The organism is Photobacterium sp. (assembly GCF_033720175.1).
In the GTDB taxonomy this organism is placed as follows: domain Bacteria; phylum Pseudomonadota; class Gammaproteobacteria; order Enterobacterales; family Vibrionaceae; genus Photobacterium.
On the sequence record NZ_JAWWDA010000015.1, the window covers coordinates 18,716 to 43,949 of the forward strand.

The 25,234-nt window shown below is 48.8% G+C and carries 22 protein-coding genes; all 22 read left to right on the forward strand.

All coding sequences use genetic code 11. The features are described 5' to 3' along the window. Positions 1-24: 24 nt before the first annotated feature. The 22 genes from R3289_RS15810 to R3289_RS15915 all read left to right on the forward strand — a co-directional run bounded on the left by R3289_RS15810 (position 25) and on the right by R3289_RS15915 (position 25,199). Complete coding sequence (locus tag R3289_RS15810) at positions 25-1,494, forward strand: PilN domain-containing protein (protein WP_318926657.1); 1,470 nt, start codon at positions 25-27, stop codon at positions 1,492-1,494. After that, on the forward strand, positions 1,494-2,129 hold the full coding sequence (locus R3289_RS15815) for an MSHA biogenesis protein MshJ (protein WP_318926658.1): 636 nt from the start codon (positions 1,494-1,496) through the stop codon (positions 2,127-2,129). The genes R3289_RS15810 and R3289_RS15815 overlap by 1 nt, the downstream gene beginning before the upstream one ends. Then, on the forward strand, positions 2,122-2,448 hold the full coding sequence (locus R3289_RS15820) for an MSHA biogenesis protein MshK (protein WP_318926659.1): 327 nt from the start codon (positions 2,122-2,124) through the stop codon (positions 2,446-2,448). Before R3289_RS15815 ends, R3289_RS15820 begins: the two co-directional genes overlap by 8 nt. 15 nt (positions 2,449-2,463) lie before the next feature. Next, positions 2,464-4,119 (forward strand): pilus (MSHA type) biogenesis protein MshL, encoded by a 1,656-nt coding sequence (gene mshL, locus R3289_RS15825; protein WP_318926660.1) that lies wholly within the window; start codon positions 2,464-2,466, stop codon positions 4,117-4,119. Between the two features lie 3 nt (positions 4,120-4,122). Continuing rightward, positions 4,123-4,980 carry an ExeA family protein gene (locus R3289_RS15830; protein WP_318926661.1) on the forward strand — a complete coding sequence of 286 codons (858 nt, stop codon included), beginning with the start codon at positions 4,123-4,125 and terminating at the stop codon, positions 4,978-4,980. 2 nt (positions 4,981-4,982) lie between these two features. Continuing rightward, positions 4,983-6,209 (forward strand): tetratricopeptide repeat protein, encoded by a 1,227-nt coding sequence (locus R3289_RS15835; protein WP_318926662.1) that lies wholly within the window; start codon positions 4,983-4,985, stop codon positions 6,207-6,209. 4 nt (positions 6,210-6,213) lie between these two features. Next, positions 6,214-7,929: a GspE/PulE family protein gene (locus R3289_RS15840; RefSeq protein ID WP_318926663.1), complete on the forward strand. Its 1,716-nt coding sequence runs from the start codon at positions 6,214-6,216 to the stop codon at positions 7,927-7,929. A 10-nt stretch (positions 7,930-7,939) separates the two neighbouring features. After that, complete coding sequence (locus R3289_RS15845) at positions 7,940-9,160, forward strand: type II secretion system F family protein (protein WP_318926764.1); 1,221 nt, start codon at positions 7,940-7,942, stop codon at positions 9,158-9,160. Further along, a complete protein-coding gene (locus R3289_RS15850) occupies positions 9,141-9,632 on the forward strand; it encodes a hypothetical protein (protein ID WP_318926664.1) in 492 nt (163 codons plus the stop codon). The genes R3289_RS15845 and R3289_RS15850 overlap by 20 nt, the downstream gene beginning before the upstream one ends. Before the next feature lie 19 nt (positions 9,633-9,651). After that, on the forward strand, positions 9,652-10,242 hold the full coding sequence (locus R3289_RS15855) for a prepilin-type N-terminal cleavage/methylation domain-containing protein (RefSeq protein WP_318926665.1): 591 nt from the start codon (positions 9,652-9,654) through the stop codon (positions 10,240-10,242). A gap of 13 nt (positions 10,243-10,255) precedes the next feature. Then, entirely contained in the window at positions 10,256-10,735 is a 480-nt protein-coding gene (locus R3289_RS15860) for a prepilin-type N-terminal cleavage/methylation domain-containing protein (RefSeq protein WP_318926666.1), read from the forward strand. Positions 10,736-10,830: 95 nt separating this feature from the next. Further along, complete coding sequence (locus R3289_RS15865; protein ID WP_318926667.1) at positions 10,831-11,334, forward strand: prepilin-type N-terminal cleavage/methylation domain-containing protein; 504 nt, start codon at positions 10,831-10,833, stop codon at positions 11,332-11,334. Continuing rightward, the gene (locus R3289_RS15870; RefSeq protein ID WP_318926668.1) at positions 11,331-11,936 is read left to right on the forward strand and encodes a prepilin-type N-terminal cleavage/methylation domain-containing protein; all 606 of its coding nucleotides are present in this window, start codon (positions 11,331-11,333) and stop codon (positions 11,934-11,936) included. The genes R3289_RS15865 and R3289_RS15870 overlap by 4 nt, the downstream gene beginning before the upstream one ends. Beyond that, positions 11,936-12,742, forward strand: a complete 807-nt coding sequence (locus R3289_RS15875) for a PilW family protein (RefSeq protein ID WP_318926669.1) — start codon at positions 11,936-11,938, stop codon at positions 12,740-12,742. The genes R3289_RS15870 and R3289_RS15875 overlap by 1 nt, the downstream gene beginning before the upstream one ends. Then, positions 12,732-13,175, forward strand: a complete 444-nt coding sequence (locus tag R3289_RS15880; protein ID WP_318926670.1) for an MshP protein — start codon at positions 12,732-12,734, stop codon at positions 13,173-13,175. Before R3289_RS15875 ends, R3289_RS15880 begins: the two co-directional genes overlap by 11 nt. Next, positions 13,175-16,675, forward strand: coding sequence for a DUF6701 domain-containing protein (locus R3289_RS15885; protein WP_318926765.1), 3,501 nt, complete (start codon positions 13,175-13,177; stop codon positions 16,673-16,675). Before R3289_RS15880 ends, R3289_RS15885 begins: the two co-directional genes overlap by 1 nt. A gap of 114 nt (positions 16,676-16,789) precedes the next feature. Then, a complete protein-coding gene (mreB, locus tag R3289_RS15890; protein ID WP_318926671.1) occupies positions 16,790-17,833 on the forward strand; it encodes a rod shape-determining protein MreB in 1,044 nt (347 codons plus the stop codon). Positions 17,834-17,873: 40 nt separating this feature from the next. Further along, complete coding sequence (gene mreC, locus R3289_RS15895) at positions 17,874-18,734, forward strand: rod shape-determining protein MreC (RefSeq protein WP_318926672.1); 861 nt, start codon at positions 17,874-17,876, stop codon at positions 18,732-18,734. Then, positions 18,724-19,212, forward strand: coding sequence for a rod shape-determining protein MreD (gene mreD, locus R3289_RS15900; protein ID WP_318926673.1), 489 nt, complete (start codon positions 18,724-18,726; stop codon positions 19,210-19,212). Before mreC ends, mreD begins: the two co-directional genes overlap by 11 nt. A 22-nt stretch (positions 19,213-19,234) precedes the next feature. Continuing rightward, positions 19,235-19,807 carry a Maf family protein gene (locus R3289_RS15905; RefSeq protein WP_318926674.1) on the forward strand — a complete coding sequence of 191 codons (573 nt, stop codon included), beginning with the start codon at positions 19,235-19,237 and terminating at the stop codon, positions 19,805-19,807. Between the two features lie 12 nt (positions 19,808-19,819). Further along, positions 19,820-21,289, forward strand: coding sequence for a ribonuclease G (gene rng, locus R3289_RS15910; protein WP_318926675.1), 1,470 nt, complete (start codon positions 19,820-19,822; stop codon positions 21,287-21,289). 13 nt (positions 21,290-21,302) lie between these two features. Beyond that, on the forward strand, positions 21,303-25,199 hold the full coding sequence (locus R3289_RS15915; RefSeq protein WP_318926676.1) for a YhdP family protein: 3,897 nt from the start codon (positions 21,303-21,305) through the stop codon (positions 25,197-25,199). Positions 25,200-25,234 lie beyond the last annotated feature (35 nt).

A 25,234-nucleotide genomic window follows, 5' to 3' on the forward strand; every position in this document is an offset into this window, starting at 1 on the left:
TTCAGTCAGCTGCGTTGGATATTCATGAAGCCTATCACACTGTTAAATAAATATTTAAAAAAGAAAAGTCACAATAAAGTCGTCAGTATTGCAGTTTTTACTGATTCCATCACGCTTGTGTATGAATCAGAGCAGAAATGGATGACGGACAGTGTTGATATTTCTAGCGTTGCTCAATGGGCCGAAAGTATTAAGACCCTGATTGAACAGCACCATTTATCCGGTAGCCAAATAAAGTTGGTGCTGGGGCATGGTTTATATCAAAGTCTGCTAATCGAAAAGCCCGAAGTCACACGGGAAGAATTACCGACGGCACTGCCTTTTTTGGTGAAAGATTTAGTCAACGAGTCGCCAATGGAATTGGTTGCCGATGGTTTTCCTGCACCATTAAAAGATCGCTTGCAGGTGTTTGTGACTAATCGCAAGCAAGTGGAGCAATTGATTCGGTGCTGTGCCGATGTGGGTTGCGAACTGGTATCGGTATCTGCCGAAGAAGTCGTGTGGGGACAATTTACCTCCTCCTCATTGAGCCAGTTGATTTTACACCGCCGTCATCATGCCGGGTTACAGCTGACAGCCTTTAAACAGCAATCCATGTGTTTTCAGCGTCAGCTACGTGGCTTTAGCGTGCCGTTAATTGAAGGGGAAGGTAATCCACTTCAGCTTGATAGTCTGGCCCTTGAATTACAACGTTCTTTAGACTTCCTCAGTGCCCAGCTTCGTGATAACCCGATCACTCAGCTTGTTGTTTCTTGTGATGGTGAACAAGATGCCGTGCTGGCCCAGGAACTGAGCCTGCGTTTGAGTGTGTCCGTCAGTGCTGTTACCCCCGCTCATCCGGTACTGGAGAGTAACGGGGCTCGTATTGCCTGGGCTGCATTAGGTGAGTTTGGTGATAGCGGGATTAATTTTTATTCTGACAGCCTGAAGCCGCAAAGACAGTACTTAAGCTTGCAAAATGTGGTCATGGGTTGGGGAGTTGCCATTGTACTGATGGCAACAGTGGCGGGATGGTATAGCTGGCAGAACTATGTAGAGCAAGAAAAGCTATCGGCAGAGCAAGCGCGGCTATCAGACAAGCGTGCCGAGTTGGATCGCGCTAAAGCGGTTTTGGCCAAGCATGTTCCAAGTCCGTTGAAAGTTGAATTAGCGGGCACCTTAGAGCAGGATCTGGCCGCCAAACAGGCAACATTGAAAGCCATCGATAGGCATGATGACAGCCTGAAAGTTGGTTATGCCAGTATGTTGCAGCAGCTTTCTGATGCGGCAAGTAGTGATATTTCAGTGAACCGGATCCACGCTGCAGGCAAGGCGCTTGACTTGGAGGGGCTGGCAAGGAACCCTGATGCGGTACCAAGCTGGCTTCGCGCTTTCAAAGATTATCCGTCTTTGGTTGAACGTCGTTTTCAGCTGATGTCACTCGGCCGGAATAAGCAAAACATTGTCACGTTTCGATTAATTGCCGATCGGACGGCACAAAAGGAGACGAAATAATGCATGGTTGGCAACCGTTGAGCGACCGTTTTGATCTTCTGACACACCGTGAAAAAATGCTGATACTGCTCTCGGGCTGGGTCGCCTTGCTGTTTGTTGGTTTTGTGCTGTTTGTTGAACCGCAAATGAAGGATGTGCTCTCGGCAAAACGGCAGATTGTCTCAGTTGCCAGCGAATTAACCGCCAGTAACAATCAGATTACGTTGATCGAGCGAAAATTAAAAAGCGATCCCAATAATGAGGTTGAGAGCAAAATTGCCGCTCTGAAGCAGCAAAATCAGACACTGGATGAGCAATTGCGGGATCGGGTTGCCAGCCTGGTCACACCGGTGCAGATGTCTGGGTTGATGGAAGAAGTCTTACGCCGCTCAGAGCGTTTACAACTGATGGCCTTGGCGTCACAACCACCGGTACAGCTGATCAGCGGGGATGACGAAGGGTATTTTATTCACCCAGTACGTTTAACTCTGCGAGGACGTTATTTTGATGTGGTGAATTACCTCCGGCAACTGGAAGCACTACCGGTGAAGTATTACTGGCAAAGTTTTAATTATCAGGTGGATAAGTACCCCTTTGCCAGTATCCAATTAGAGGTTTATACCTTAGGCGAAAGTAAGGATTTCATCGGTGGGTAAGTCAGGTATTTTTGCAGCGGCGTTAATGGCGATGTTGGTGAGTACTGCTCACGCCAGCCAGGATCCAACGGCGCCACTAGGTTGGCAGGCTCCGGCTAAAAAGCAGGCATCACATCGTACTCGTTTACCGGATCTGCAAAGCATTATTTGTGCAGAAGAAACTGACTGCACGGTGATTATGAATGATGTCGCTATCGGGCTGGGCGGGCGAGTAAGTGGTTATATCCTTAGTGATATCGAAAATGATCATGTCACCGTGACACGCGGAGGCAAGCAGTGGCGCATAGAGTTGTTTGCCGAAAATATAAAAACGAATTAAAGGTCAGTGGTTAGCATGCGTGGATTAGTGTTAGGAATTATTTTGGCCTCGTTAACAGGCTGCTCAACCAACATGGGCCATCGGGATCCGGTTGAGGTGAAAGAGGCGTTGAACGTTGCCGCCAACGAAGCCAATAGTCGCCCGTTGGCTGACTTACCACCGGCGGTAAATGCTGATTTGATGCCGAGCCTGGCTGGTAATGACTTCATGTCGTCGACGGCGCTTGAAAAACGTTTCCGGGTCAGTGCGCGCAATGTTGATGCGCGGGCTTTCTTTGGCAGCCTGGTTAAAGGCTCCCCCTTTAATATGGTGATCCACCCTGACGTGAAGGGGCGTATATCTTTGACTCTGCGCGATGTCACTCTCGATGAGGTGCTGGACGTGGTGTCTGATATGTATGGCTATAACACCAGCCGTAAGGGCAACATTATTCAGATCTTCCCGGCAACGTTACGGACAGAAGTGATCCCGGTTGATTACCTGCAGCTTCAGCGACGTGGTGTGTCATTAACATCAATTACGACAGGTTCGATCACCAGCAACGACTCCGGTTCATCGAATTCGACCAGCAGCAGTGCCGACAGCAATTCAAATTCAAACTCGAATTCAGAGAAGAGCAGTACGGCAACTGGCGGAACCTCGATTGAGACCATTTCAAACAGTGACTTCTGGCAGCAACTTGAGAAAGCGGTTCAGGCAATGATTGGTTCTGGTCAGGGGCGAAGTATTGTCGTATCGCCACAGGCCAGCCTGATCTCGGTGCGTGCTTTTCCCAATGAGTTACGGGAAGTGAAGGCGTTCATCGGAGTATCGGAAAAGCGTCTGAAGCGTCAGGTAGTGCTGGAAGCCAAAATTATGGAAGTCACCTTGAGTGACAGTTACCAGCAAGGGATCAACTGGAGCAATATCACCAAGAGCATCGGCGGTACCGATATTATATTCGGTCGCCCAACGACCAGCCCGATCCAATCATTACCGGGTGGCGGTGCGATTTCCAGTCTCCTTGGCGGCCAGACAAATGTCACTATCAGTGATGGCAACTTTGCCGCCGTCCTGAGCTTCCTGGAAACCCAGGGCGATTTGAATGTCTTGTCCAGCCCGCGGGTGACGGCGGCAAATAACCAGAAAGCGGTGATTAAAGTCGGTGGCGATGAATATTTTGTAACCTCGATTGATTCAGGTGAAGTGAACAGTGACGGTGGCACGGCAGCCCCGGAAGTTGAACTGACCCCGTTTTTCTCCGGGATCTCTCTGGATGTTACCCCGCAGATTGATGATGAGGGCGGAGTGCTGTTACATGTCCATCCTACGGTGGTGGATGTGGTCAATGAAACCAAGGAAATCGATCTGGGTACCGCATTTGGTGTCTACAAGTTACCTTTAGCGAAAAGCGCGATCCGCGAGTCTGATTCTGTGATCCATGCCCGCAGCGGTGATGTGGTGGTGATTGGCGGTTTGATGAAGTCTGCAGTCAATGATCAGGTATCAAAAGTCCCTCTGCTGGGCGATATTCCGGGGTTGGGCCATCTGTTCCGTAACGTTAACAAGATCCATTCTAAAACTGAGCTGGTGATCTTGATTAAGCCTACGGTGGTGAGCGATCAGACCTGGCAGAAAGAGATCGAACGTTCACGGGCATTGGTCACGGAATGGTTCCCTGAAGAAGGCTAAACCATGTATCAGTCTCACTTTGGCTTTTGTCAGGCACCTTTTACCCTGACCCCGAATACGGCCCTTTTCCATGCATTGCCTCCGCACTTAGAGGCGATTCAGACGGTGCTGGCGGCCCTGGAAATGGGAGAGGGGATTATTCAGATTTCCGGTGAAGTTGGCACCGGCAAAACACTGGTTTGCCGGATGTTGATAAATCGATTGCCGGAACGGTTTGATCTGGCTTATTTGCCGACCCCGGCAATGGATGGTCATGAGCTGCGTACGGCGCTGGCCAAAGAGCTTAATTTAAGCCGGGAAGGAGAGCTGGATTTAACGGATAGCACCGCCCTGACAGAACGCATTCATCATGAATTGATCCGGCGAAAGGCACAGGGTCAATCGGTTGTGGTATTACTGGATGAGGCGCAGGCGCTGCCGGATGATGCGCTGGAGGTGATCCGCTTGCTCGGCAACCTCGAAACCGAGCAGGAGAAGTTATTGCATATTGTCCTGTTCGGTCAGCCCGAGCTGGATAACCGGTTATCTCAGCATCACTTAAGGCAGTTTCGCCAGCGTATTACGTTCAGGGCCGATTTGCGCTCTCTGGATCTCGCAGAAACCATTTCATACATCGAACATAGATTGGGTCGGGTGGGTTGTGACACACGACTGTTCACTCTGACGCAATATCGCGCCTTATGGAAATCCAGTCAGGGTATTCCAAGAGTGATAAATCAGCTTTGTCATAAGGCATTAATCGCAACATATAGCAGCAACAATCGAATGGTTGGTCGGACAGAATTACTGATGGCGATTAAAGACACACTAGGGGCACGTCAGCCGACATGCACTTATCCCGTATTATGGGGATGGCATTAGGCATGAGCGAAATTAATAAGAGGCTCAATGAGCTGGCCCAGCACAAAGCAACTGCAACCCATGCCAAAGAGCCGTTAGTGGCGGCAAAAATAAATCCGGTTCCGAAAACAACCTGGCCGTTATGGGCGCTGGCAGGCCTGTGCGTTACCGCTTTGGCCGGCGGTATTGGCTGGTGGCTGGGACAGCAAAATCATTCAGAGCCGATGCCGGATGTTCAAGCTACCAAATCTGCAGTCATGCCTGTTGTGAAAGCGGATATTGTGAAAGCGGATAGCCCGACAGACCGAATCCCTGAGCAGAGTGCAGCAACCTCTTTTGTATCGGCAGAACAAGAAGCGGTTGCACTTGATGTTAAACCGCTCAGCGTCGTCAAAACCGAAGCTAAAGATATGGTTAAACCGGTTTCTGCCCCGGTAATTGTGGACATGAAGCCAGAAACAAAGCCTAAGTCCGAACCGAGAAAAGAGATCAAACCTCAGGCATCTCAGCCGCAAGAAACCACTAGCGTCGAGCCTCGACCTAAGCGAGTGAAAGTTGCAAGCACCTCACAAGCTGACGTTGTTGCGCCAGTGCAGACACAGACACAACCAGAAGCTGAGCCGGAATTGCAGAAAGTCAATGATGGGCTGAGTATTGAAACCGTAGAGCTGAATGGCAAACAGCTGGCTGATATTGAATACCGTAAAGCCATGAAAGTATTCAGAGAAGGTGACAGTAAAAAAGCCATCAATTATCTCGAATCGGCACTGAAATACCAGCCGGACTGGATTACTGTCCGGCAGAAGTTATCGGCGCTTTATTATGGCAGGGGGGATACCCGCGAGGCGATTGCGGTATTGCAGCAGGGGCTGTCACGGGAGGGCGATCAGCCAGATCTTCGGCTGACTTTAGCCAAATTGCTGGTGAATGAATCTCAGCAGCAGGCGGCATTGAATGTGTTAACTCGCGAGCCAGAGCAAGATCACAAGGGTTATCTGGCCATCCGCGGTGCTTTAGCGCAGCAATTAAACAACCATGCTCTGGCTCTCGACAGCTACCAAAAACTGGTCAAAACCGAGCCTTATGACGGGCGTTGGTGGATGGGGTTAGGTATCGCATTAGAGCGCAGCAGCCGTCCCGATAAAGCAAAAAATGCGTACCAGCAGGCATTGTTAATGGGACGAGTTTCACAACAATCACAACAGTTTATCCAGCAGCGCCTGTCGGTGCTGGCGGCTCAGGGGGGCTGAGACCATGCAAATAAAATTAAGAAAGCGTCTTGGTGATCTGCTGGTTGAAGAAGGGATTGTTGCTCAGGAACAATTAGATCAGGCGCTGGCCCAGCAGCGGACTGTCGGGCGCAAGCTTGGTGATACCCTGATCAGCATGGGGTTCTTAACCGAACAGCAGATGCTGTCATTCTTATCCCGCCAGTTAGATATTCCGCTGGTTGATCTGACCCGCGCCTCGGTCGATACCGACGCGGTCGCTTTGCTGTCTGAAGTGCATGCGCGGCGCTTACGGGCCTTAGTGATCAGCCGGCATGGTGATACGGTGCGTGTCGCGATGAGTGATCCTGCCGATCTGGCGGCTCAGGAAGCACTGTTCAATCAACTGGGCGGGTACCGGGTTGAGCTGGTAGTAGCCCCTGAACGTCAGTTAATTGCGTCATTTGACCGTTATTACCGCCGTACCAAAGAGATCGCCTCTTTTGCCGAGCAGCTGCACGCGGAGCACCGAACCGATTCCGCGTTTTCTTTTGGTATGGATGACAGCGATAACGACGAAGTCACCGTTGTAAAACTGATCAACTCACTGTTTGAAGATGCGATTCAGGTGGGAGCGTCAGATATCCACATCGAGCCGGATGAAGATGTATTGCGGATCCGCCAGCGTATCGATGGCGTATTGCATGAAACCCTGTTGAATGAATCAAGTGTTGCATCAGCGTTGGTATTGCGTCTTAAGCTGATGAGCGGGTTGGATATTTCTGAAAAACGCTTGCCGCAAGACGGTCGCTTCAACGTCAAAGTCCGCGGTCATTCGGTTGATGTGCGTGTCTCGACGATGCCGGTGCAGCACGGTGAATCCGTTGTTATGCGTTTGCTCGATCAGTCTGCAGGGATCCTCAGTCTTGACGAGGTCGGCATGCCGTCAGAGATCGTGCAGCGTTTCCGTCGCCAGTTAAAACGCCCGCATGGGATGATCCTGGTTACCGGCCCGACGGGGTCAGGTAAAACCACCACCTTGTACGGAGCACTGAGTGAGCTCAATAAGCCGGGGAAAAAACTGATTACGGCGGAAGATCCGGTGGAATACCGATTGCCCCGGGTAAATCAGGTTCAGGTGAACAGCAAAATCGGCCTGACGTTTTCTTCAATATTACGCACTTTCCTGCGTCAGGATCCTGACATTATTCTGGTGGGGGAGATGCGCGATCAGGAAACCGTGGAAATCGGTTTGCGTTCGGCATTAACCGGTCATCTGGTGCTGTCAACGCTGCACACCAACAATGCCATTGACAGTGCCTTGCGGATGATGGACATGGAAGCGCCGGGCTACCTGGTCGCCAGTGCCGTACGTGCCGTGCTGGCACAGCGTCTGGTCAGGCGTGTCTGCCCTGATTGCGGTGAAAACTATGAATTGGATGAGCAGACCATGCAGTGGCTGAAAGCGCGTTTTCCACAACATCAGCATCGGAAATTCCGTCGCGGCCGGGGCTGTCAAACCTGTAATTTTACCGGTTACAAAGGCCGGATCGGGGTATTTGAGCTGCTGGAAATGGATCAGCCGATGATGGATGCCCTGCGTGGCAATAATGCGGTGTTATTCAGTCAGATCGCCCGCGAAGCCAAAGGTTACAAACCGCTGGTGATGTCAGCCATGGAGCTGGCACTGGCTGGCCGAACCAGCTTAGATGAAGTGGTACTGCTGAGTGAGGGCGACCTTAATGACGGCATACTGGGCTAGGACGTGAATGATGCCAGTTTTTAATTACCGCGGCCGCGGCAATCAGGGCCAGATGCAAAAAGGGCAGGTAGAGGCAGCCAGTCAAGAGGCCGCCGCCGATCTGCTGATGCGTCAGGGGGTGATCCCGCTTGAGATCCGCCAGGGCTCAGCGAAAGGTAATGGCTTTGATTTTAAATCGTTATTTCAAAGCCATATTCCGCTGGAAGTACTGGTGATTTTTTGCCGTCAGCTCTACAGCCTGACCAAAGCCGGTGTACCGCTGTTGCGGGCAATCAATGGCCTGGGGCAAAGTGCCGGCCACCCGCTGTTGCAGAGAACAATAGAAACCGTCACCGCCGAGCTGACCAATGGCCGCTCGCTATCTGCGGCGATGAAGCAGCATCCGAGGGTATTCTCTGATCTGTTCGTGTCGATGATCCATGTCGGTGAGAATACCGGTCGACTCGATGAGTCACTGTTACAGCTCGCCAATTATTTTGAGCAGGAGATGGAAACCCGGCGCCGGATCAAATCAGCGATGCGTTATCCGGTTTTTGTTCTGTCGGCCATTATGCTGGCAATGGTGGTCTTAAACATCAAGGTGATCCCGCAGTTTGCCTCGATGTTTGCCCGTTTCGGGGTGGACTTACCGTTGCCGACCCGGATCTTAATTGGTACATCGAACTTATTCGTCGGCTACTGGCCGCTCATGCTAGGGGCTGGCATTGCATCCTGGTTAGGCGTGAAGATCTGGCGTGGTACACCTGCCGGGCAAGAAAAGTGGGACAGCTGGCGGCTGAAGGTGCCTGTTATCGGGAATATTGTTAACCGGGCCCAGATGTCACGTTTTTCCCGTACCTTCTCGTTGATGCTTCGTGCCGGCGTGCCGCTCAACCAGGCGATTCAGATGGCCGCGGAAGCACTGGGTAATCGCTTTTTAGAAAACCGCCTGATTGAAATGAAAAATGGTATTGAAAGCGGTAACAGCATTGCCAGTACGGCCACTCAGTCAGGGGTCTTTACCCCGCTGGTTTTACAGATGATCGCGGTCGGTGAAGAAACCGGCCAGGTGGACGAGTTGCTGCTTGAAGTCTCGGATTTTTACGATCGGGAAGTGGATTACGATCTGAAAACCCTGACGGCGAGAATCGAACCGCTCTTGCTGCTGGTGGTAGCGGTGATGGTACTGATTTTGGCCCTGGGTATTTTCTTGCCGATGTGGGGCATGCTCGATGTTGCAAGAGGCGTTTGATCGGCTGCAAAGAGCAAGATTTAACGGATTTATCTGGTTTGCGGTCATTCTGGTACTGATCACCACCCTGCTGACGCAATGGTCTCGGGTGAGTGATAAAGCGGAGCAAACGATGTTAAAGGTGACGGTCAGAAGCTTTTATGAAAGGGCTTCTAGTCTGCGCCAGTTATGGGAACTCAATGATAAACCGCAAGTGGCTGAGAATAATGGGGTGATGTTTGGTTTTACGGCTCTTGGCTGGCCGATAGTGAACCATGGCGGCCACATTAATTGTGAACAAATGTGGGTACTGTTATCAAACGATGATCAAGCTACGTCATATATTCAATTGGTTGATAAAAAAAGTTTGAAGTCAGGGTCTTATAATTCCTGTTTTTATCAAATAAGTGATGGTAAGTGGCTGGAATTATTATATGAAAATGAGACAATACGCATTAACGGGTTTTTGACGAACCAAGTGTCGTCATTTTGACTAAATGAGCAGTTTGTCAATGAAAAAGCAAAGCGGTTTTTCCCTGGTAGAGCTGGTTATCGTGATTATTGTTGTCGGCCTTTTAGCGGCGGCGGCATTACCGCGTTTTCTCCAGATCACCGATGAAGCGAAAAAAGCCTCGATTGAAGGGGTTGCCGGTGGTTATGCCACGGCGGCTTTATCAGCCCGTGCCCAGTGGGAAGCGTACGGTCGCCCGGTCGATACCAATGGTGATTATAAAGTTAATTACGATGGTACCGACTTTGCGTTAACCAGAGCGACGGATGACAACACGGTGCGTGACGGTTATCCGTTTGCATTAGAAACAAGCAGCACCAGTGATGTTAGCAGTGTGACGGCGAGTGATTGCCTGGCATTGATTGACAACTTGTTGCAAAACCCGCCGCAGGCAACTGTCTCACCGGCGGATGCTGCCAAGGGGAATTTCCTTTTTTACGTTAAAGCAGAAGGTGGTGACACCAGCAAGCTTTGCCGTTACTACCAACTGGCTTCGGCCGGTACCAACGGCGCGGGGTCAACGGATGTTGAAGCCGGCCATTCATTTACCTATACACCGGCCCTTGGTCGAGTTGAAGTGAATTTAAAATAATCTGGAGAGAGTTATGAAACGTCAAGGCGGTTTTACGCTGATAGAGTTAGTGGTTGTGATTGTGATTCTGGGTATTCTGGCGGTAACCGCGGCACCGAAGTTTTTGAACCTGCAGGATGATGCGCGTAGTGCGTCGCTGCAAGGTCTGAAAGGCGCGATTGATGGTGGTGCAGGTATTGTTTACGGTAAAGCAGCTATTGAAGGTAAAGAATCAAAAGACGGTAGTGGTACAGCTGTAGATGTTGATGGGGTTGATACTAGCTTTGGTTATCCGACTGCAACAGAAAGTGGTATTGGGGCTGCTGTTATTGGTCTGAGTACTGATTGGGATGTGGTTGCTTCAGCGGCCAACTCATCAATTACTTACAGCTTTAAAGGAACAACGACTGGAGCAACAACTTGTATTGTGAAATACGAGCAGGCAACAGGAACGGCTGCGACATCTGCGGCTAAAACAACCGTTACCTTCGGTACAGGTTGCGATAAAAGCTAAAAATACTGAATAGTGCCTTTTTTAGGCACTATTTTCTGAATGCTCTGAGCGAGAGCATTCAGAAAATAGTTCTAGTTTTACCAGTGGAGTAGGCAATGCAAAACCGCCAGCAAGGCTTTACATTGGTTGAGCTTATTGTTGTTATTATTCTTCTCGGGATCCTTGGTGTCACCGCTACCAGCCGGCTGATGGGTAAAAGTAGTTTTACCGCCCATATCGCCCGCGATCAGGCGATATCCATTGCCCGCCAAATTCAGATCATCGCGATGCAAACTGATGGCACCCTCAATGCCTGCCAGCGTCTGGTGGTTACCAATGTCTCTGATGAGGAAAACAGCCGATTTGGCCGCCCGGCAGCCTGCAGCAGTAACGATGACCTGTTCAGCGACGTGCTGCGGGGTAAGCAGGCGGAAGTCACCTTTGCCACCCCGGTGATTGATATCTATTTCAACTTGCTCGGCCGTCCGGTTGATGCGGACGGCAAGCGGATTTGCACCACCAGTTCAGGGTGCAAGGTAACGGTTCGCTCCCGCAATGGGGAAACCGCCAGCCTGTGTATCAACAGCGAAGGCTTTATCCACGAAGGTGATTGTGCATGAAGCCCGTAACTATTAAGCCGATAATAAAGAGTAAAGGCTTCACCCTGATTGAAGGCATTATTGCCATCGTGATCATGGGTATAGCGATGGTTACCCTGACCAGCTTTTTATTTCCCCAGGTTGAACGCTCTGCCATTCCGCATTATCAGGCCCGCTCAGCTGCAATTGGCCATGCCATGCTCAATGAAATCCTATCCCGCAAGTTTGATGAAGAATCAGATCCTAATGGTGATAGCGTGATTCGTTGTGGCGAGACAGGTGCGAACGATTGTACAACTAGTAATAAATTAGGCCCTGAAGAGAGCGAGTTGACAGGGACATTGCTTAATGTTGCCTTGGCAAATGACATTGATGATTTTAAAGGCTGCTGGGGAACAGTAGCGCAGTGTAATAATAGTAAGTTTGATCGAATTGGTGAGTTATCGGATTTTATTCCCGGCGATGATTATTCGAATATCTGGGCAGAAATTAATGCCTTCTATGATGAGGGGTTTACCGGAACAGATGCTGAGACGGTGACCGATCATAAGCGTATTTCTGTCCATGTCCGCACCACTCGCTATGGCGACTATGAGTTTATTGCTTACAGGAGTAACTACTGATGCATAGTAGCCGTAGAAGCAGTCGAGGTTTTACCCTGATTGAAATGATCATGGCGTTGGTCATTTTAGGGATCATCTCTGTGGGCGTCGGCAGTTTCTTGCAATTTGGCGTGGATGGTTATGTCAGTACTGTCGACCGGGAAAGACTGCAATCTGAAGCGCGTTTTGTGATGGAAAGGATCAGCCGTGAAATTCGCCATGCTGCACCCAATAGTGTGTTTGAAGAGGTGATTGATGGTCATCAATGCCTTTCTTTTTACCCTGTTTACCTGTCGGCGTTTTATTTAGATAAGCCATTTGGTAAGGATTCTTCATTCACTTTTGTGCCATTTCCAGATGAGGATGAACTGGACTTATGGACATCAGATAAGAATAAAGTTGATGGTTTTGGAATAGCCATGGGTTATGCATCACAAAAACAATACAGTGGTAAGTATAAGACGCTCCCTTTAGTTTCTGTTAAGGGATATGCCACACAATCAACAGTAGTTGGCGATAAAGGGATATATAGAGTCAACTATAAAGGGGAGCTTAAAACGCAGTCTCCTGCCAAACGTTTATACCTGTATAAAAATAAAGTCTCTTTTTGTTTTGAAGTTAAGGCAGATATAAAACAACTATATCGTCGGGTTAATGATGAAAATCCAGTCATGCTCTCGGATAAAATAGATAGCGTTAATTTCGATGTAAATGGTGTCGGATTAAATAGTAATAGCGTAGTGCATTTGACATTGCGCTTTGAAGATCCGATCAGCGGTAAAGCTTCCAGTTATAACCACAGTGTGCAGGTGATTAATGTATTATAAACGGTCTTATAATCCACCATATAAAAAGCAACAAGGCAGTGCATTAATGGTTTCTATTTTTGTGATTGTAGTGATGTCAGTGATGGCGGCTGCAATGACCCGTATAGGCTGGTCAAGCCAGGATATCACCACCAAAGAAGTATTGGGCACCCGAGCGTGGTTTACCGCTCATTCGGGTAATGAAGTGATGCTTAGTCGGTTATTTCCTATCGGACAAAGCTCAGCTAAACCAACAGCTTGTGTCGATGAGTATAAGTTTAAACCTGCAAATAGTTATGGCTGCACCGCGATTGTGAACTGTACTGATATTTCTGTCTCGCACGCAGGGTCAACAATAAGACAATTTTATTTGGAAAGCAGCGCAACATGTGCGGCTAAAAGCCAAGTTGAAGTAACCCGAGTGCAGGAATCGTGGGCGAAGGAGTTGTTGTGATGTTCTTTATTTTGATAAATAAAATCAAAAAATATTCTTTAGCCTTTATTTTTTGTCTGGCTTTATTTCTGAGTAATAGTGTTCAAGCGAATCAATGCTTAAGTAATGGCTCATGGGTGAATGCGAAAAATGGATTTTGCATTACGCTGAATGTTAAGTCAGATGGAGGTAATCGAGTAAGAATTGAACATAATGGATATTTACATCCATTATGGACAGATGATTATCGAATTTCAGGTTATATTCCAAGTATATATGAGACTAAATATCTTAATGATGGACATGAACATCAATTTAAAATTAAATTTGTTAACAATGATTCCTATAAATCAAATAATATTCGAGGATGGTTGCAATATAGTGTTGATGGTGTTTATGTTAAATCAGAATATATCGATATTAGAAAGACAGTCGGTGCAAATAAAAAGAACCCTTATATAAGAGTGAGAGTCATCGGCGATAATATTTCTGAAACCTGTTTGGCTGAGGGTAACTGTGGTAGTTTGCCATTACCTGAACCTAAACTTAAACCTGAACTCGATTATTGCGAATTGTTCCCGTCACCAGCCCAAGGGTGGGTCGGAAATCCAAATAATAAAATAACGATGTCGAATTCCAGCCAAATTAATAATGCTTATTTGATAGATGGAAAAAGACAGGTTGGTTTTGAAAATTTTGAGTCTAATAATTCAAGTAATTGTGATGGGCAGAGTTGCGTTAATAATCCTGATTTGCAAGTTAATCGCATGAATCTTAGTGAGTATACGGTGACAGGTACAGAGACAATATGGAAAGAAACGAAGACATTAGATCCTGTCCAGTATGATCATATGTACCTAGATAACTCTACTGTTACCTTTAACCCAGGCCACTATTACTTTAACTATCTAGAGGTTAACAAGTCTACGATTAATATTAACGGACCGGTCGTGATTCATGTGAAAAAGCTAGAGCTATCTCAAAATTCGACTTTTAATAATAATGGCACCCCAGATGATTTAGTGATTCTAGGTTACGACCCGTATGCGCTTGACAGTAGTGATGGTCCATTTCCGGATTGTCCATTGTCATTACCTGGATACTCGGGCTGTCAAATTAACTTCGCTAATAAAGATGAATTCAAAGGGTTGATTTACTCTGAAGGTAAAGTGAATTTATCTAATTCCGTTCATGTTACCGGAGCCGTGACCGCGAGTTATTTGAATATGTCAAATAGCGCTAAAATTACAGGCGATAGTCAATGTTTTAATCCACAACCGAAGAACACTCTGAAGATCACCCCGAAAAGTGCATTTGGCCTGACCTGCGAGCGGATGCCGGTGACGTTCTCCGTACGCAAAGAAAACGGGGATCTCGATACCGATTATTCCGGAACACTGAACGCGTCAGTGACATCGGCCAATCCGATGAACAGTTGCTGGGCGCTGACAGAATATGCAGCAGAGTGCAGCAAGGAAAACATAACGACCTCCTTGCCCGGTGGGCAGCGGAAGTTATGGCTGCAGAGCAAGACTGCTGGCGAAATTTCGGTCGAAGGTACGACCGGTGATTTGAGTGATAATGCCGGGCCCTATCGGTTTGCGCCGTATGGTTTTCGGGTTAATGGTGGCGATCCCGCTAAAACAGTTGCCGGAAAAACTGAAACGCTGTTGATAGAAGCGGTGGCAGATACGGGTGCAAAATGTGAAGTGATTGAAGATTACGGTAAGGCTGAGGGTGAAGAGAAGAAATTAAAGATCACCTCTCTGGACTATGTTCAGCCGACAACCGGTAGTAAGAGCCTAGATATTGAGGGTTCAACGCTTGCCGATGGTGCTTCAATAGTAAAAAGTCTTCGGTTTACGCAGGGAAAAACGCTTCTTCCCGTTACTTACAAAGATGCAGGAGAAATTTCTTTCGAGCTGGCTGATGATAAGTGGCAGCCGAAAGACTGCGAGACTGACAGCACGGACTGTGACGATCGTGAAAGGGATTGGAAAGGGCTGAAAGGCAAGGCGGTTATTTATTCGCGTCCATATACTTTTGCGCTGTGCGATATTCAATCGGCTGGCGGTAAAACAGACTTCTCCGGTACATCTTCGTCAGGAAATGGCTTTGCGGCGGCGGGCGAAACATTCAGTGTTACCTTTAAACCTATTATTTGGACGCAAGACTTACCTAACCTAGTGTCAGATAGTATGACTGGAAATACCTGGTGTAAGGTGCCGACGACACCTAATTACTATTCTGTCGATAAGGTAATCTCTGCGCCGCTGAATCTCACCTATCTGTTGGATACGCCAGTTGGTGGAGATAAAGGAGTGCTTCAGGGCAATGGCACGCATAGTTTTAAGACTCAACAAGACGCCATGCACGGTTTGACCCTTAGCAATTTAAGCTGGAGTGAAGTCGGTAGTTTGCGGCTGCAAGCGGGTAGCCATTATTTGGGAATGAAGATCGATCAAGGTGTCGGGAGTATAGGGCGTTTCTATCCTGATTATTTTGAGTTAGAGGACATGGATAGCGATGACTTTAGCTACCCCAGCGGCCAAGATGAATTTGCGTATTTAGGCCAAGATTTTGAAGCTAGCTTTGAGGTGGAAGCGAAAGCAAATAATGGCGAAGAGACTGAAAACTATGGTAAATTTACTTCATATTATCAAGCGTCACTGGCTTTAGATGCGGTGCAGTTGATCGGCGGAACATATCAAAGTTTTGCGAGCCGTGTATATCCGCAAACTAAGTGGAATAACTGGGATGAAGCAGATTTGAAACAAGAGAGCAGTATCTGGCGGCTTGAACGGAAAAATTTTTCGAATACCACAACCATAGAGGATGGTCCTTTTGATGAGCTAAATAGCAGCTGGGGGCTCTATGCGCTTGAAGGCAAAGGGGGCGATCCGGTTCGCATTGTCAATGAAAATCAACAAACAATAACCTTTTCGGGTAATGATCTCGTAACGGAGATGGCGCCATTTAGCAAGACACCAGTGCTCCGCTATGGTCGGATGCGGATGGAAGATACCGCGGGAGCGGTGGGACAATCGCTTGCAATCCCACTCAGGGTTGAATTTTGGGATGGTTCTGGTTGGAAAATTAATGCTGATGATTCGTTATCTGCGTTTCGTGGTACAAATTATTGCAAGCAACAGATAGGCTCTTCTGATGACAAAGTGACAAGTAATGCTGATACCAGAGGTAACGGAAATGTAGCTGCCGGTGATACTGATTCTGGTGACTTCTTAGCAAGACCTCACCATCAGAATGGTAAACCGCTAGCAACCTTCCGCGAGCAGATCCGTTTCTGGCAACGATTAACATCCACCCACCCAGTAAAGATTAAGAGTGATGATAATGATATCAAATGTGTGGGTAACCATTCCAACCAACCTTGGCTGAGGTTTAACTGGCGCGATAAAGGCGATGAAGATCCCTCCGCGATCGTTACCTTCGGCGTCTACCGCGGCAACGATCGGATCATCTATCGGGGTGAAAAAGGCATGAATAAGCTGCTTAATTAAATAAAATGTGGTTCTGTGGCAGGTTTGACAAAGCTTATCTTGTCTCGATCCCTGCCCCTTGGTACATTTAGCGCAATTTAAAGAATTTTGAGTTTGCAGGATTAGCCGAAGATTATGTTTAAAAAACTTCGTGGCATGTTTTCTAATGACCTGTCTATTGACTTGGGTACCGCCAATACCCTTATTTATGTCAAAGGTCAGGGCATCGTTCTCGATGAACCTTCCGTCGTTGCTATTCGCCAGGATCGCGCAGGTACCACAAAAAGTGTCGCCGCCGTCGGTCACGAGGCTAAGCAAATGCTGGGTCGTACCCCGGGCAATATCGCCGCTATCCGCCCGATGAAAGACGGGGTGATTGCCGATTTCTATGTGACAGAAAAAATGCTTCAGCACTTTATTAAGCAAGTGCACGACAACAGCATTTTACGCCCTAGCCCGCGGGTACTGGTGGCGGTTCCATGTGGTTCTACTCAGGTAGAGCGCCGTGCAATCCGTGAATCGGCACAAGGTGCCGGTGCGCGTGAAGTGTATTTGATTGATGAGCCAATGGCTGCCGCTATCGGTGCCGGTATGCCGGTATCTGAAGCGACGGGTTCAATGGTGATCGATATCGGTGGTGGTACCACTGAAGTTGCCGTTATCTCACTCAATGGTGTGGTGTACTCATCTTCTGTTCGGATCGGCGGTGACCGTTTTGATGAAGCCATTATCAATTATGTGCGCCGTAACTACGGTAGCTTAATTGGTGAGGCAACCGCTGAGCGCATTAAGCACGAAATCGGTTCGGCTTATCCTGGCGACGAAGTCCGTGAAATTGAAGTGCGCGGTCGTAACCTGGCTGAAGGTGTTCCACGCAGCTTTACCCTGAACTCAAACGAAATTTTAGAGGCATTGCAAGAGCCGCTGACCGGTATCGTATCGGCGGTGATGGTTGCCCTTGAACAGTGTCCGCCGGAACTTGCCTCAGACATCTCTGAGCGGGGTATGGTACTAACCGGCGGTGGTGCGCTATTGCGTGATCTTGACCGTCTGTTAACCGAAGAAACCGGTATTCCGGTTGTGGTAGCTGAAGACCCGCTAACATGCGTTGCGCGTGGTGGCGGTAAAGCTCTGGAAATGATTGATATGCATGGTGGCGACCTCTTCAGCGAGGAATAATGCCCGCCATGGCAATTGACAAAACAGGTTATAGTGTTAGATGAAACCTATATTTGGCAGAGGGCCTTCTCTGCAATTACGCCTGTTTCTTGCCATTTTACTGTCGGCCAGCCTCATGCTGGCCGACAGCCGTCTTGATGCCTTTGCCAATGTACGCTACTTGCTGAACTCTGCGATCGCCCCTCTTCAATATGCTGCTAACTTACCTCGTGACATATTAGATGGTGTATCTGGTCAGTTGAGCTCACATCAGCGTTTATTGACAGAGAATAAAGCACTCAAGCGTGATGTATTGATCATGCAAAACGATGTGTTATTGCTTGATCAGTTGAAGCAGGAAAATCAGCGTCTAAGAGAACTGCTGGGATCGCCCTTTGTGCGTGACGAGCGGAAGATGATCGCCCAGGTGATGGCCGTCGACTCTGATCCTTATAGTCATCAGGTAATGATTGATAAAGGGCGGACTGACGGCGTTTATGAAGGCCAGCCGGTGATCAATGAAAAAGGCATTGTCGGTCAGATCTCCTATGTCGGGGCGCATAACAGCCGTGTATTGCTGTTAATTGATCCCACCCATGCCATTCCGGTACAGGTGGTCCGCAATGATATCCGTGTTATCGCTTCCGGCAGTGGCGAAAGTGATCTGGTGCAACTGGAGCACGTGCCGAGCAGTACCGACATTGAAGTGGGTGACTTGTTGGTTAGCTCCGGCTTGGGCGGTCGTTATCCGGAAGGATATCCGGTGGCGAATGTGACCGAATTTTCGTTTGATAACAAGCGTCCTTTTGCTCAAATCAAAGCCCGCCCAACGGTTCAGTTTGACCGTTTACGTTATTTGTTACTGGTGTGGCCGACACCCAGTGAGTACCAATTGGAAGGAGAGCTAACGCGTGGCGAGTAGTCGACCAAGAGGCCGCTTACTAATCTGGCTCTCTTTCACTGTTGCCCTGATTTTACAGGCAGCCCCCTGGCCTGGTGAGCTGGAACCTTTTCGCCCGTCGTGGGTGTTATTGGTGACATGCTACTGGGTGTTAGCCCTGCCGCATCGGGTGAATGTCGGTACGGCGTTGATCGTCGGCCTGTTATGGGACCTGATGCTGGGCTCGACGTTAGGTATTCGCGGTTTGATGATGTCGGTATTGTGCTACATCATTGCACTGAACTTCCAGGTACTGCGTAATTTGTCGTTATGGCAGCAGGCAATGCTGATTGCTTTGTTAAGCCTGGGCGGTAAATTAGTGGAGTTCTGGGCCGAATATCTGGTGTCGGTGATCACTTTTGATCCGCAACAGCTATGGGCGATATTCCTTAACTTCCTGTTGTGGCCTTGGCTATTTTTATTTTTACGGCGGATGCGCCGTAAGTTCTCCATTCGTTAAATTATAATTAGATAGGAACGTCATGCCTGCTATACAACTCTACCTTGCCTCGGGATCGCCTCGCCGCAAGGAGCTGCTGACTCAGCTTGGCTACCGCTTTGAACGTGTCGTTGTGGATGTTGAAGAATGTCACCAGCCCGGTGAGACACCGGCAGGATACGTGCAGCGGCTGTCCCGAGAGAAAGCGGCCGCGGGGGTGAAAGTAACGGATGGCCAGACCCCGGTTCTGGGCGCCGATACCATTGTGGTTGTCGATGATACTATTTTAGAGAAGCCGAAAGATTTCACTGATGCACGGCGGATGCTGAAGTTGCTCTCCGGTCGTCAGCACCAGGTGATGACGTCTGTTACCCTTGCGAATGCAGAACGTGAAGAAACTCAGTTAGTGATTACTGACGTCTGGTTTAAAACATTGTCAGATAACGAAATTAAAAACTATTGGCAAAGTGGTGAACCGCAAGACAAAGCCGGCAGTTACGGTATTCAGGGGCTGGGTGGCAAGTTTATCGAACGCATTAATGGCAGTTATTATGCTGTGGTGGGGTTACCGCTAATGGAAACCGACATCATGGTTCAAGATTTTTTAGATTTATAAGTTGAGGCAACCATGAGCACAGAGCTGCTGATTAATGTGACGCCAAGTGAAACTCGCGTGGCAATGATTGAAGGGGGCAACCTTCAGGAAGTGCATATTGAACGCGAAGCGAAGCGCGGCATCGTCGGAAATATCTATAAGGGGCGGGTGAGCCGCGTATTGCCCGGCATGCAAGCCGCTTTTGTCGATATCGGACTTGATAAGGCCGCTTTCTTACATGCCTCTGATATTGTTCCGCATACCGAGTGTGTGGCAGAAAATGAGAAGCAGCAGTTCCCGGTGCGGGATATTTCTGAGCTGGTGCGTCAGGGCCAGGACATTGTTGTGCAGGTGGTCAAAGATCCTCTGGGTACCAAAGGGGCTCGTCTGACGACCGACATTACCTTACCTTCGCGTTATTTGGTCTTTATGCCGGGGGCCGGCCATGTGGGTGTGTCTCAGCGGATTGAGAGTGAACAGGAACGCGATCGCCTGAAAGGCATTGTGAAGAAACATTGCGACGATCTGGGTGGATTTATTATCCGCACCGCGGCTGAAGGTGCGACCGCAGACGAACTGGCACAAGATGTCGCATTCCTGAAGCATCTATGGCGTAAGGTACTGGAGCGCCGTGCAAAACATAAACCTAAATCCATGCTGTATGGTGAGTTGGGGCTGGCACAGCGTATTTTACGTGATTTTGTCGGCACAGAGCTCGATGGTATTCAGGTTGATTCTCGTCTTGGGTTTGAAAAACTCAAAGAGTTTACCGATGAGTTTGTTCCGGAAGTCAGTGAAAAAATTGACTATTATTCAGGTGAGCAGCCGATTTTTGATCTCTATGATACTGAAAACGAAATTCAGCGTTCATTGGATCGTAAAGTCGAATTGAAATCAGGCGGATATCTGATCATCGATCAGACTGAGGCGATGACCACTGTCGATATCAATACCGGTGCGTTCGTTGGTCGTCGTAATTTAGAAGAAACGATCTTCAATACTAACATTGAAGCCACCAAGGCGATTGCCCGTCAGCTCCGTTTACGTAACCTGGGCGGCATTATCATTATCGACTTTATCGATATGGCGTCGGAAGATCATCAGCGCAGGGTGCTTGCGACCCTAGAGCAGGCACTTTCTTTCGACCGGGTTAAAACCAATATTAATGGCTTTACTCAGCTCGGCTTAGTGGAAATGACCCGTAAGCGTACCCGAGAAAGTATTGAACATGTGCTGTGCGGTACTTGTCCTACTTGTGAAGGGCGTGGCTCAGTGAAAACGGTTGAGAGTGTCTGTTACGAGATATTGCGTGAAATTACGCGTGTAAACCGTGCGTATGATGCTGATCGCTTTGTGGTGTATGTGGCACCTGCCGTGGCTGATGCCTTAGCTGGCGATGAGTATCACGCGCTTGCTGAACTTGAAGTCTTCATTGGCAAGCAGGTTAAAATCAAAGGTGAGCCGCTATACATTCAAGAACAGTTTGACGTCGTTATGATGTAAGCGAGGCTATTGAGTGACAACAGTTCCAGTTCGTCTGGTACGTGGATTAATGTGGCTGGTACTGATTCTGTTAGTACTGGCCGCTATTGCAATTAGTGGTCTGCGCCTTTTTCTACCTCAGTTAAATGAATTTCGTGAGCCGATCCGTCAATGGGCTTCCGAACAAGCCGGTATGAGCCTGAAAATTGACAATGTCGAAGGTCATTGGCGCAGCTTTGGCCCGTCGATACTGCTGCAGGGGATCGGACTTTCACCGACCGACAATGCCGAACCATTAGCGACGATCAACGAGGTCGATTTCCAGTTTGATTTATGGCGATCGGCATTACAGCTGCGTCCGATTTTCAAAGATATTGGTATTCGCCAGCTGGATATCGATTTAACTCAGTTGCCGGGTTTTGACCCCAACATTTCTTCTCTTGCCGCAAAGAAACCTTCAGATGCCGATATCTCTATTGCCCGGCGGCTGGAGCAGATTTTTTTCATTCGCCTTGGCAATTTTTCACTAACCGATTCACAAGTGACGCTGTGGACGCCTGCTGGTGATAAAAAACGAATTGATATCAGTGAACTGAAGTGGAAAAACACTCGAGGTAAGCATCTTGCCGAAGGCGTTATCAGCATTGCAGGTACCCATTTCAATCAACTGAAAGTGATTGCTAACTTATCAGAGAAGGGCGATTTGCCGAGCTTGTCTGGCAGCATTTATGCCCAGGCCCAGAATCTATCCATGACTCCCTGGCTGAATAAAAGGTTGTCTGGTGTGACAGATATTACCGCCAGTGATCTTGATTTTGAGATGTGGCTGGATCTGTCAGACGGTCAGATCACCAATAGTCGGGTCAGTCTGAAAGACAGCTATGTACGGTGGCAAGCGGGCGAGAAAACACATGAGTTCAGGGTACAGCAAGGCCTGTTTGCACTGACTCCGCACTTTCTGCCACAAGGCCAAACAGCCTGGCGCATCGACAGTGATCAGCTGAGAATACAAACCGATAAGACACTGTGGCCTAAATTCGATATTGCCGCCCAGTGGCAGCCCGAGGAGTGGCAGGTTGCCGTTAGTACGGTTGAGCTGGAACGTCTGACGCCATTTTTAAGTTTTCTTCCGGCAGACAATAGCGCGTCATCGATATTGAAGGCGCTGCAGCCGACGGGGACATTGTCAGATCTTCGCATCGCAAGCAAGCAGGGGCGATCGCCGCAATTTTCTGCCCAGTTGCAACAGTTTGGGATGCGGCAATGGAAACTGTTGCCAGAAGTGCATAAGCTGGATGCCACTATTGCCGGAGACATGAACTCTGGCAAAGCCGTGCTGAGTTTACACGATGACCACCTGCCCTATGGCAATGTATTCCAGGCCCCCCTGAATATTGATAGTGGTGAAGTCACGGCCTACTGGCAGGTGAATGAGCAAGGCTGGCGCTTATGGAGCGACAAATTACAGGTGGCGACTCCGCATCTCAAAGCCAATGGCGAATTCCGTCTTGATTTTCCGGCCCAGCAACCGGCCTGGTTATCGTTTTATGGCGAGGCCTCTATTAGTAATGCCGGTGAAACCTGGCGCTATTTACCCACCCTGGCCTTGGGCCGAGATCTGACGGATTACCTGTCGGCGGCAATTCGTGGCGGTCAGGCACAAGACGCACAATTGTTGTGGTATGGCGAGCTGGCTGATTTTCCCTATGGTAATCATGCGGGGATATTCCAAGCCAATGTACCGCTGGAAAACGCAAAATTCAGTTTTGATACCCACTGGCCGTTACTGACTGATTTGCAACTTGATCTGTTATTTGAAAATGACCTAATGTATCTCGATTCTCGCCATGCTCAAACCATGGGAGCAACCGCATCGCGGGTGACGGGGGCGGCAGAGCTGAGTGCTGGCGGTCACCTGACGTTAGAGGTTGATGTTGCAGCCGAAGGCGGAGATGTCCGCGACTATATGATGTCGACCCCGCTGGTCGATTCCGTTGGGGCGGCGTTGACTACCGTACAGGTGAGCGGACCGGTCAGTTCACGTTTTCAGTTGGATATCCCCTTCGACGGCAGTGAGGTCCGCGCCTGGGGCCAGGCCAGTCTCGCTGATAACCAAATCGCGATAGATACCCCGCCGATACAGCTGGATCAGGTTAGCGGTCAGTTGAGTTTTGATAACGATATTATTAATGCGAAGACGATTAATGGGGTGGTGCTGGCTCAGCCGGTGACATTCGGCTTCAACGGTAACAGCGTTGACACAGGGTATCAGGTGGATATTGATTTGGCGGGTGACTGGCAGGTCGCGCCACTTCAGCAGCAACTCAATGATCCCTTATTAAAACATGTAACTGGTCGCAGCGAGTGGCAGGCAACGGTGGGTGTCAGCCTCCATGATACCGGCTTTAACTATGACGTTGCGCTGAACGCGGCGCTCGGGCAGATTAATAGCCAGCTGCCTTATCCGTTGCGACACCCGTCATCTTCATCATCGACGCCGTTTGCGACGGTTAATGCCTCGGGTAATGCTGAGTTACTGGCGGGAAGCATTATTTTACCGGATGCCAATTACCAGGCTCAGATTAACTTACAACCAGAGCGGTTGGTTATTGAGAGCAGTTTGCTGAATATCGGTAAAGGTAAGATCCGTAAGCAGCCAGTAAAAGGGCATGGAATCCGCATTGACAGCGATCAGTTTGATGGCGATAAGTGGATCGATGTTGTGAATGAGGTGAGAGGCAGCGAACAAGAAGCGGCGAAAAAAGGCGAAGTCAGTAGCTTCCCGGAACTGCCGATACCGACCCGAATTAATGCGCAGATCAAAAAACTCTCACTGGCCTCCTTAGATTGGAATGATGTTTCGCTGGCGGTAAGAAACAAGCAGCAGCAATGGCACTTTATTCTTGGCAGCCGTGAACTGACTGGCGAGGCGTTCTGGCCACAAGGTGGACCGATCAATGTCGCGTTGGAGAAAATGCACCTGAATATCGATGCTTTGCAGCCGGTGGATCCCCAGCAGACCCGGCAGAAATATGTGCCGCAGCTGGATGTGCCGCCTGCGACGGATTTTGATCGTAGCATGATGGCTCATATGCCGGACATTGAGCTGAAAATCCAGGACGCCTGGTTGCAAGGGTACCGGCTAGGAAAAGTGTCAGGAAAGCTGTATCGGGACGTGAATACTTTAGTGTTACAGAACCTGGAAGTGAATTCAGGAACAACGGCACTCAATCTTGATGGCCACTGGACATTAGACGGCGTTCAGAATGAAACCCAAATAGCCTTTGATATTGAAGGTGAAAATAGCTCTGATCTGATGGGGCGGTTCGGTATATCCGGAGGGATCCAGGATGCCTCATTCAGCAGTTATGCCTCTATCCAGTGGCAGGGTGCTCCCTGGGCAATACATCGGGAAACCTTAACCGGTGAGTTGAAGAGCGAAACCGGGAAAGGGATCATCAGCGAGGTGGGAGGTGCCGGTCGCTTACTGGGCTTATTCAGTATTGATTCGATTTTGCGTAAGATGCAGTTAGATTTCAGCGGAATATTTGATGGCGGATTAGCTTTTAACTACATCAAAGGTTCCGGCAAAATCACCAAGGGTATTTTTAAAAGTGATAACATCGAGATGGAGACCTTGGCAGGGGATATGTTTATCCAGGGAACTGCTAATCTTGTCAATGAGACCGTCGATGCACGGGTGAAATTCACCCCTGATTTCACATCGGGTATTCCGGTGTTAACGGCTTTTGCGGTAGCCCCGCAAACCGCGGTTCTTGTGTTTGCCATTTCAACGGCACTGTCACCGGTGGTGGACGTCTTTACCCAGATCAACTATATCGTGAAAGGACCGATTGAATCGCCAACGGTTACTGAGCGTTCACGATTTAAAGGTGAGTACACGCTGTCTGATTCTGTTGAGGCAAAGTAACCCCAGTGCGGAATAACAGAAGGCATTAATACCTT

Bases quoted from the DNA above. Each gene is read 5' to 3' on its own strand.
- R3289_RS15810 (WP_318926657.1), top strand. From the start codon at position 25: ATGAAGCCTATCACACTGTTAAATAAATATTTAAAAAAGAAAAGTCAC.
- R3289_RS15815 (WP_318926658.1), top strand. From the start codon at position 1,494: ATGCATGGTTGGCAACCGTTGAGCGACCGTTTTGATCTTCTGACACAC.
- mshL (WP_318926660.1), top strand. From the start codon at position 2,464: ATGCGTGGATTAGTGTTAGGAATTATTTTGGCCTCGTTAACAGGCTGC.
- R3289_RS15830 (WP_318926661.1), top strand. From the start codon at position 4,123: ATGTATCAGTCTCACTTTGGCTTTTGTCAGGCACCTTTTACCCTGACC.
- R3289_RS15835 (WP_318926662.1), top strand. From the start codon at position 4,983: ATGAGCGAAATTAATAAGAGGCTCAATGAGCTGGCCCAGCACAAAGCA.
- R3289_RS15840 (WP_318926663.1), top strand. From the start codon at position 6,214: ATGCAAATAAAATTAAGAAAGCGTCTTGGTGATCTGCTGGTTGAAGAA.
- R3289_RS15845 (WP_318926764.1), top strand. From the start codon at position 7,940: ATGCCAGTTTTTAATTACCGCGGCCGCGGCAATCAGGGCCAGATGCAA.
- R3289_RS15850 (WP_318926664.1), top strand. From the start codon at position 9,141: ATGTTGCAAGAGGCGTTTGATCGGCTGCAAAGAGCAAGATTTAACGGA.
- R3289_RS15855 (WP_318926665.1), top strand. From the start codon at position 9,652: ATGAAAAAGCAAAGCGGTTTTTCCCTGGTAGAGCTGGTTATCGTGATT.
- R3289_RS15860 (WP_318926666.1), top strand. From the start codon at position 10,256: ATGAAACGTCAAGGCGGTTTTACGCTGATAGAGTTAGTGGTTGTGATT.
- R3289_RS15865 (WP_318926667.1), top strand. From the start codon at position 10,831: ATGCAAAACCGCCAGCAAGGCTTTACATTGGTTGAGCTTATTGTTGTT.
- R3289_RS15870 (WP_318926668.1), top strand. From the start codon at position 11,331: ATGAAGCCCGTAACTATTAAGCCGATAATAAAGAGTAAAGGCTTCACC.
- R3289_RS15875 (WP_318926669.1), top strand. From the start codon at position 11,936: ATGCATAGTAGCCGTAGAAGCAGTCGAGGTTTTACCCTGATTGAAATG.
- R3289_RS15880 (WP_318926670.1), top strand. From the start codon at position 12,732: ATGTATTATAAACGGTCTTATAATCCACCATATAAAAAGCAACAAGGC.
- R3289_RS15885 (WP_318926765.1), top strand. From the start codon at position 13,175: ATGTTCTTTATTTTGATAAATAAAATCAAAAAATATTCTTTAGCCTTT.
- mreB (WP_318926671.1), top strand. From the start codon at position 16,790: ATGTTTAAAAAACTTCGTGGCATGTTTTCTAATGACCTGTCTATTGAC.
- mreC (WP_318926672.1), top strand. From the start codon at position 17,874: ATGAAACCTATATTTGGCAGAGGGCCTTCTCTGCAATTACGCCTGTTT.
- R3289_RS15905 (WP_318926674.1), top strand. From the start codon at position 19,235: ATGCCTGCTATACAACTCTACCTTGCCTCGGGATCGCCTCGCCGCAAG.
- rng (WP_318926675.1), top strand. From the start codon at position 19,820: ATGAGCACAGAGCTGCTGATTAATGTGACGCCAAGTGAAACTCGCGTG.